Below are 6,507 nucleotides of genomic sequence, written 5' to 3'. Positions count from 1 at the left end.
TCTGCGTTCTGAAACCGCGCGTGGGCACAGCAAACATAGATCTTGTGGGAGTGAGCTTGCTCACGAAGACGGTATTACCAATGCTGAACATCTATCGGATGTACCGGCCCCTTCGCGAGCAAGCTCGCTCCCCCAGGTTTTGCGTCTGCGGGGAAACGGGTGTCCCCATGTTCGATGTGCGCGGGCCCTAGAACAACCGGGCGAGCAGCGCGGTGACGGCGGTTTCGACGCGCAGGATTCGCGCGCCCAGCTGGACTGGATTAAGACCCGAGGCGTGCAGCAAATCAACTTCGTAGGGAATCCAGCCGCCTTCAGGGCCGATGGCCAGGGTGACAGGTTGCTCGACCGCACGCGGGCAGGCGGGGAAGTCACCCGGATGGCCGACCAACCCCAGTGTCCCTTCCACAATGGCGGGCAGTCTGTCTTCAACGAAGGGCTTGAAGCGCTTCTCGATGACGATCTCCGGCAGCACGCTGTCCCGGGCCTGTTCCAGCCCGAGAATCAACTGCTCACGAATGGCCGCAGGCTCCAGAAAAGGCGTCTGCCAGAAGCTTTTTTCGACGCGGTAACTGTTGACCAGGATGACCTTGGGCACACCCATCGTCGCTACGGTCTGAAACACCCGGCGCAGCATCTTCGGGCGGGGCAGTGCCAGGATCAGCGTCAGAGAGAGTTTGGCCGGCGGGGCGTGCTCGAAGCTCACCGAAAGCTCGGCTTCCCGAGGCTCCAGCCGCAGCAGTTGCGCGCTGCCCATCAGCCCGTTAACCCGGCCGACGCGCAGGCTGTCGCCCACCTCGCTGCGATGCACTTCCTGCATGTGCTTGAGGCGCCGGTCGCGCAGCACAACCCGGTCCGCCGCGATAAAGTCGGCGTCCTCCAGCAACAGCAGATTCACGGCTGGGTCGCTGGGGGTTGGCTCTGTTCGTCTTCGGCTTTTTCGTCGTCTTCATGGTCACCGCGCTTGGTGATCATCGAACTGCACAACACGCCGATTTCAAACAGCAGCCACATCGGCACGGCCAGCAGGGTCTGCGAAAAGATGTCCGGCGGGGTGAGGATCATGCCGACCACAAAGCAGCCAATCACCACGTACGGGCGAATCTTCTTTAGGTATTTGACGTCGACGATGCCGATCCACACCAGCAGCACAACTGCCACCGGAATCTCGAACGCGACACCAAACGCCAAGAACAGCGTCATGACGAAGTCGAGGTAACTGGCGATGTCCGTCATCATCGACACGCCTTCCGGGGTGACGCTGGCGAAGAAGTGGAAAATCAGCGGGAAGACCAGGAAGTAGGCAAATGCCATCCCGGCATAAAACAGGATGATGCTCGATACCAGCAGCGGCACGGCGACGCGTTTTTCATGCTTGTACAGGCCCGGCGCGATGAAGCCCCAGATCTGATACAGAATCACCGGCATCGCCAGGAACAGCGCCACCATCATCGTCAGCTTGAACGGCGTGATGAACGGCGAGGCCACATCGGTCGCGATCATGGTGGCGCCGTCAGGCAGAAACTTGCGCAGCGGGGCAGAAACGAAGGTGTAGATCTTCTGGGTGAAGTAGAACAGCGCGCCGAAGATCACAAAAATCGCCAGCACGCAGCGCAGCAGTCGCGAGCGCAGTTCTGTCAGGTGCGAGACCAGCGGCATTTGCTGGTCATTTTCCGGAATTTCGCTCATGGGGCTCGTGGTGGCAGTGACGAATCGTTGGCAGAGGGCGCGCTTTGCACCGCTGTTGCGGGGGTGATGACGGGCGCGGATGCAGGTGCAGATGCGGATTCTGGTGCAGCAGGCGCGGCAGGCCCAACGTGAACAGGCGGCGGTGTAACCGACGCACTTTCAGCCGGAGCGGCCGGGCCAATGTCTGCGCTTTGTACTGGAGATGCGGCACCCATAACCGGTGCTGTAGAGGCCGGAGCCGGTGAAACCGGGGTCTCGGCAGCAGGTTCGGCCGGCGCGGGCGCAGCAGTTTCCGCCGGGGCCGCCGGGGCGACAGGCGCAGCAGGCGGTTGCTGCGGCTGCATGATCTTACGGGCTTCTTCTTCCAGCGAAAGAATGTGCTCGTTGTGCAACTGACGCCGAATTTCGTCAGCGCCGATTTCGCGCTCAACTTCCTGTTTGATCGCATTGAAGCTGCGTTTCAGGCGGCCGATCCAGAGCCCGGCCGTCCGTGCTGCGCCCGGCAGACGCTCGGGGCCCAGCACTAGCAGGGCAACGAGGCCGACCAGCAGCAGTTCAGAAAAGCTGATACCAAACATGCGTCACGACCTAGTCTTTGCGGAGGGGGTCTTCGACTCGTTGTGCCTGAGCGTCGATGGTGTGCGGCTGGTGCAGCGGCTGAGTCGGAGGCACAGGCTGCGCTGTCGGCTGTGGCTGAACCGGCGGCTGCACGGTTGGCTCTTCCGGGTGCTTGTCGTCGTCATTCATGGCCTTGCGAAAGCCCTTGATCGACTCACCCACGTCAGTCCCCAGGTTCTTGAGTTTCTTGGTGCCGAACACCAGCACGACAACCACAAGAATGACGATCCAGTGTTTCCAGTCAAAAATGCCCATGACGCGTTCCTCACAAGAAATTTCGGGCCGCAGCCCAGGTGTTTATTCCGCCGAGCGAGACGCTTTCTCGGCGTGGCCGGACAGGCCGAAACGGCGGTCCAGCTCATCGAGCACGGCTTGCGGGTGCTGGCCCAGTTGGGCAAGCATCACCATGCTGTGGAACCACAAGTCGGCGGTTTCGTAGACGACATCACTGCAGTCACCGCTGATGGCAGCGTCCTTGGCAGCGATTATGGTTTCGACCGACTCTTCGCCGACCTTCTCCAGAATCTTGTTCAATCCCTTGTGATAAAGGCTGGCGACGTAAGAAGAGTCGGCAGCCGCGCCCTTGCGTGCTTCAAGCGCCTCGGCAAGGCGTGACAAGGTATCAGTCATGTTCAGTGTCCTGCTTGGTAAATGGCATGCGGGTCTTTGAGCACCGGGTCCACGGTCTTCCAGCCTGCGTCGTCGTAGACGCGGTAGAAGCAGCTCTCGCGGCCGGTATGGCAAGCGATGCCGCCGATTTGCTCGACCATCAGGATAATGACGTCAGCATCACAATCCAGGCGCAGTTCATGAAGCTTCTGCACGTGGCCCGATTCTTCGCCCTTTCGCCACAACTTGCCACGTGAACGTGACCAATAGATAGCGCGCTGTTCGCTGGCAGTCAGGCTCAAGGCTTCGCGGTTCATCCAGGCCATCATCAGCACGCGACCGGTCTTGTGGTCCTGCGCGATGGCGGGAACCAGACCGTCCTTGTCCCACTTAATCTCGTCCAGCCAGTCTTTCATCGTCGGCTCCGGCCGCTCCAGGGGAGGGTTAGTGTGCCAGCGGCTCGCGCCGATGGCTATCGGCGAACGACCAGATAGACGCCTGCCGCCAGCATCAGCAAGGCTGGCCAGGCACTCAGGGTGTTCAGCGCTTCGCCGGTCTGGGTATGGGTGATCGCCAACAGAACGCCACCGGCCAGCAGGCCAGCGCCGAGCAAGCGCAGGGCCCAATGATCGCCGTCGCGCCGATAGGGCGGCGGCGGATCGTGGCGATGGGGCTGGGACAGGCGCTCAAGCAAATCCCGGGTCATGTTCGCCAGATGAGGAATTTGTTCGACCTGGGACTGCAGGTTGCCGAGCAGCGTCTTCGGGCTGACGCGCTCGCGCATCCAGCGCTCGAGGAACGGCTGCGCAGTCGCCCAGAGATCCAGCTCTGGATACAGCTGACGGCCCAGGCCTTCGATATTGAGGAGCGTCTTTTGCAGCAGCACCAGTTGCGGCTGCACTTCCATGTTAAAGCGCCGAGCGGTCTGGAACAGGCGCATCAGCACCTGGCCAAAGGAAATGTCCTTCAGCGGCTTCTCGAAAATCGGCTCGCACACGGTACGAATCGCGGCCTCGAACTCATTCAGTTTGGTCTCGGCCGGCACCCAGCCCGAATCAATGTGCAGCTGGGCCACACGGCGGTAGTCGCGCTTGAAGAAGGCAAACAGGTTGCGCGCCAGATAGTCCTGATCCTCGGGGGTCAGGCTGCCGACAATGCCGCAGTCGATGGCAATGTACTGCGGATCCCACGGCGTGACCGTGCTGACGAAAATGTTGCCGGGGTGCATATCGGCGTGGAAAAAGCTGTCACGGAAGACCTGGGTGAAGAACAGCTCGACGCCGCGCTCGGCCAGCTTCTTCATGTCGGTGCGCTGATCGGCGAGGGTTGCCAGATCGGTCACTTGCACGCCGTAGATGCGCTCCATGACCAACACCTTCGGCCGGCACCAGTCCCAGTAGACCTGCGGCACGTAAAGCATGGTCGAGCCTTCGAAGTTACGGCGCAGCTGGCTGGAGTTGGCCGCCTCGCGCAACAGGTCGAGTTCGTCGTAGATGGTTTTTTCGTAATCGGCGACCACGTCCACCGGGTGCAGCAGTCGCGCATCAGCGGAAACCCGCTCGGCAATCTTCGCCAGGATGAACAGCCACGCCAAGTCAGAGCCAATGATCGGCTTCAGACCCGGCCGCACGACCTTCACCACCACTTCTTCGCCTGTTTTCAGGCGCGCGGCGTGGACTTGAGCGACAGACGCGGAAGCCAGCGGAGCCACGTCGAAACGGCTGAAGACCTCGCTGATCTTCGCGCCCAGCTGCGATTCGATCAGCGCAACGGCTTTGGCGGAGTCGAACGGCGGCACGCGGTCCTGCAGCATCATCAGCTCGTCGGCGATATCCTCAGGCAGCAGATCGCGACGGGTGGACAGCAGCTGCCCGAACTTGATGAAAATCGGCCCCAGGTCCTGTAGCGCCAGCCGCAGACGCGCGCCACGGCTCAGTTCGTTCTTGCGCCGCGGCAGCCAGCGCCATGGCAGTACAAAGCGCACGGCCAGCAGCCACCATGGCAGGGGCAGGGCGAACAACAGATCATCAAGGCGGTAACGGATTACGACACGCTGGATGCGAAACAGGCGGCGGACGGCAAGCAGGCTCATGCGTTATCGCTGGATTTGAGGGAGTGGGCCAGACGCTCGAAGCGGGCTTCGAGGCGTTCCAGGTCTTGTTTGGTCTGATCCAGTTCGGCGAAGCGGGCTTCGGCCTCGCGTTTGCCGACCAGCGTGCGGGATTCTTCGGCCAGGTATTCGGCCAGGTTGTGGTTGAGGCTGGCTGCGCTGTCGCGGGTCCAGCGCGCGCTGTTGCGCAGATGCCCGCCGATCAGGGGCGCCGCGACGGGGCCGAGCCAGCGTTGCAGCTCGTATTCCCAGTCGAGGTCCAGGTCCTGCAGCACGCCCACCAGCTCAAGCAGCACGGTGCTTTCGCCCTCCAGCTCGACTTCCGGGCTGTGCAGCACGGCATTTTTGTCTTTGCTCATCGCCAGGCGCATCAGGCTCGCAGCGGGCGCGCGCAGGGTTACGTCGGCGCCGCCTTCCCAGTTCGCCGCCAGCATCAAACCGTCGTCACTGGGCAGCACGTGCAGATGAAACGCCGGGCTGGTGCACTCGATCGCGATGACCTTGCCGCTCAGCCGGTCAAGGCGCGGCAAGGCCTTGCTGTCCATGCGCAGCACGCGGTTGATGCCGTGCTCGGCACTGGCGAGCAAGCCGTTGATCAGCATCAGGGCTTGATGCCCCGGTGCAGCGCGACGATGCCGGAGGTCATGTTGTGGTAGGTCACGCGGTCGAAACCGGCCTGGACCATCATCGACTTCAGGGTTTCCTGATCAGGGTGCATGCGGATCGACTCCGCCAGATAGCGATAGCTTTCCGAATCGTTGGTGATCAGCTTGCCGGCCAGCGGCATGAAGGCGAACGAGTAGGCGTCGTAGATCTTGGACATGACTTTGCTGGTGGGCTTGGAGAATTCCAGCACCAGCAAACGACCACCCGGCTTGAGCACGCGCAGCATGGAGCGGATCGCGTCTTCCTTGTGCGTCACGTTGCGCAGGCCGAAGGCGATGGTTACGCAGTCGAAGTAGTTGTCAGGGAACGGCAGCTTTTCAGCGTCGGCCTGGACGAACTTGATGTTGCCGGCCACGCCGCGATCCAGCAGGCGGTCACGACCGACCTTGAGCATCGAAGCGTTGATGTCGGCCAGCACGACTTCGCCGGTCGGGCCCACAAGATGGGAGAACTTCTTCGCCAAATCACCGGTGCCGCCTGCGATGTCAAGCACGCGGTTGCCGCTGCGAACGCCGGACAGTTCGATGGTGAAGCGCTTCCAGAGGCGATGCATGCCGCCGGACAGTACGTCATTCATCAGGTCATATTTGGCCGCGACGGAGTGAAACACCTCGGCGACTTTCTCGGCCTTCTGGCTTTCCGGTACGTTTTTGTAACCGAAGTGGGTGATGGGTTCGGCATCGCTGCCTTTGCGCGGATCATTCATATCGCTGTCACCGGAATAAAGTGGCGCCATTCTAATCGTCGGGGCTGGCTTTGTCTTGACAAGGCGCACGGCCAACAGTTTCTTCGCTTCGGGCCGCTGGTATAGTGCGCCG

General features: G+C 61.6%; 9 protein-coding genes. All 9 read right to left on the bottom strand.

Annotation, left to right across the window (positions count from 1 at the left end; genetic code table 11):
- Window positions 1-187: 187 nt before the first annotated feature.
- Genes QWI20_RS02390 through ubiE form a run of 9 tightly spaced genes read right to left on the bottom strand, consistent with a single transcriptional unit; the run spans window position 188 to window position 6,395 of the window.
- The gene (locus tag QWI20_RS02390) at window positions 188-895 is read right to left on the bottom strand and encodes a 16S rRNA (uracil(1498)-N(3))-methyltransferase (protein WP_369303988.1); all 708 of its coding nucleotides are present in this window, start codon (window positions 893-895) and stop codon (window positions 188-190) included.
- Window positions 892-1,686 carry a twin-arginine translocase subunit TatC gene (gene tatC, locus QWI20_RS02385; protein ID WP_133774761.1) on the bottom strand — a complete coding sequence of 265 codons (795 nt, stop codon included), beginning with the start codon at window positions 1,684-1,686 and terminating at the stop codon, window positions 892-894. The genes QWI20_RS02390 and tatC overlap by 4 nt, the downstream gene beginning before the upstream one ends.
- Window positions 1,683-2,264, bottom strand: coding sequence for a Sec-independent protein translocase protein TatB (tatB, locus tag QWI20_RS02380; protein WP_369303986.1), 582 nt, complete (start codon window positions 2,262-2,264; stop codon window positions 1,683-1,685). Before tatB ends, tatC begins: the two co-directional genes overlap by 4 nt.
- 10 nt (window positions 2,265-2,274) lie before the next feature.
- Entirely contained in the window at window positions 2,275-2,559 is a 285-nt protein-coding gene (locus QWI20_RS02375) for a twin-arginine translocase TatA/TatE family subunit (protein ID WP_065986662.1), read from the bottom strand.
- A gap of 42 nt (window positions 2,560-2,601) precedes the next feature.
- Window positions 2,602-2,934: a phosphoribosyl-ATP diphosphatase gene (locus QWI20_RS02370; protein ID WP_369303984.1), complete on the bottom strand. Its 333-nt coding sequence runs from the start codon at window positions 2,932-2,934 to the stop codon at window positions 2,602-2,604.
- 2 nt (window positions 2,935-2,936) lie between these two features.
- Window positions 2,937-3,329 carry a phosphoribosyl-AMP cyclohydrolase gene (gene hisI / locus QWI20_RS02365; protein WP_369303983.1) on the bottom strand — a complete coding sequence of 131 codons (393 nt, stop codon included), beginning with the start codon at window positions 3,327-3,329 and terminating at the stop codon, window positions 2,937-2,939.
- 56 nt (window positions 3,330-3,385) lie between these two features.
- Window positions 3,386-5,005 carry a ubiquinone biosynthesis regulatory protein kinase UbiB gene (gene ubiB, locus QWI20_RS02360; protein ID WP_369303982.1) on the bottom strand — a complete coding sequence of 540 codons (1,620 nt, stop codon included), beginning with the start codon at window positions 5,003-5,005 and terminating at the stop codon, window positions 3,386-3,388.
- On the bottom strand, window positions 5,002-5,625 hold the full coding sequence (locus tag QWI20_RS02355) for an SCP2 domain-containing protein (protein WP_369303981.1): 624 nt from the start codon (window positions 5,623-5,625) through the stop codon (window positions 5,002-5,004). Before QWI20_RS02355 ends, ubiB begins: the two co-directional genes overlap by 4 nt.
- Entirely contained in the window at window positions 5,625-6,395 is a 771-nt protein-coding gene (gene ubiE, locus QWI20_RS02350) for a bifunctional demethylmenaquinone methyltransferase/2-methoxy-6-polyprenyl-1,4-benzoquinol methylase UbiE (protein WP_122534362.1), read from the bottom strand. Before ubiE ends, QWI20_RS02355 begins: the two co-directional genes overlap by 1 nt.
- Window positions 6,396-6,507: the final 112 nt, after the last annotated feature.

Origin of the sequence: Pseudomonas sp. W2-17 (assembly GCF_041060445.1) — a bacterium.
GTDB lineage: Bacteria > Pseudomonadota > Gammaproteobacteria > Pseudomonadales > Pseudomonadaceae > Aquipseudomonas.
This window is presented reverse-complemented; position numbering and strand designations above follow the sequence as displayed.

What these genes read in the sequence shown, in the direction of transcription:
- ubiB (WP_369303982.1), bottom strand. Translation starts at nt 5,005, where the DNA reads ATGAGCCTGCTTGCCGTCCGCCGCCTGTTTCGCATCCAGCGTGTCGTA.
- QWI20_RS02355 (WP_369303981.1), bottom strand. Translation starts at nt 5,625, where the DNA reads ATGCTGATCAACGGCTTGCTCGCCAGTGCCGAGCACGGCATCAACCGC.
- tatC (WP_133774761.1), bottom strand. Translation starts at nt 1,686, where the DNA reads ATGAGCGAAATTCCGGAAAATGACCAGCAAATGCCGCTGGTCTCGCAC.
- hisI (WP_369303983.1), bottom strand. Translation starts at nt 3,329, where the DNA reads ATGAAAGACTGGCTGGACGAGATTAAGTGGGACAAGGACGGTCTGGTT.
- QWI20_RS02370 (WP_369303984.1), bottom strand. Translation starts at nt 2,934, where the DNA reads ATGACTGATACCTTGTCACGCCTTGCCGAGGCGCTTGAAGCACGCAAG.
- ubiE (WP_122534362.1), bottom strand. Translation starts at nt 6,395, where the DNA reads ATGAATGATCCGCGCAAAGGCAGCGATGCCGAACCCATCACCCACTTC.
- tatB (WP_369303986.1), bottom strand. Translation starts at nt 2,264, where the DNA reads ATGTTTGGTATCAGCTTTTCTGAACTGCTGCTGGTCGGCCTCGTTGCC.
- QWI20_RS02375 (WP_065986662.1), bottom strand. Translation starts at nt 2,559, where the DNA reads ATGGGCATTTTTGACTGGAAACACTGGATCGTCATTCTTGTGGTTGTC.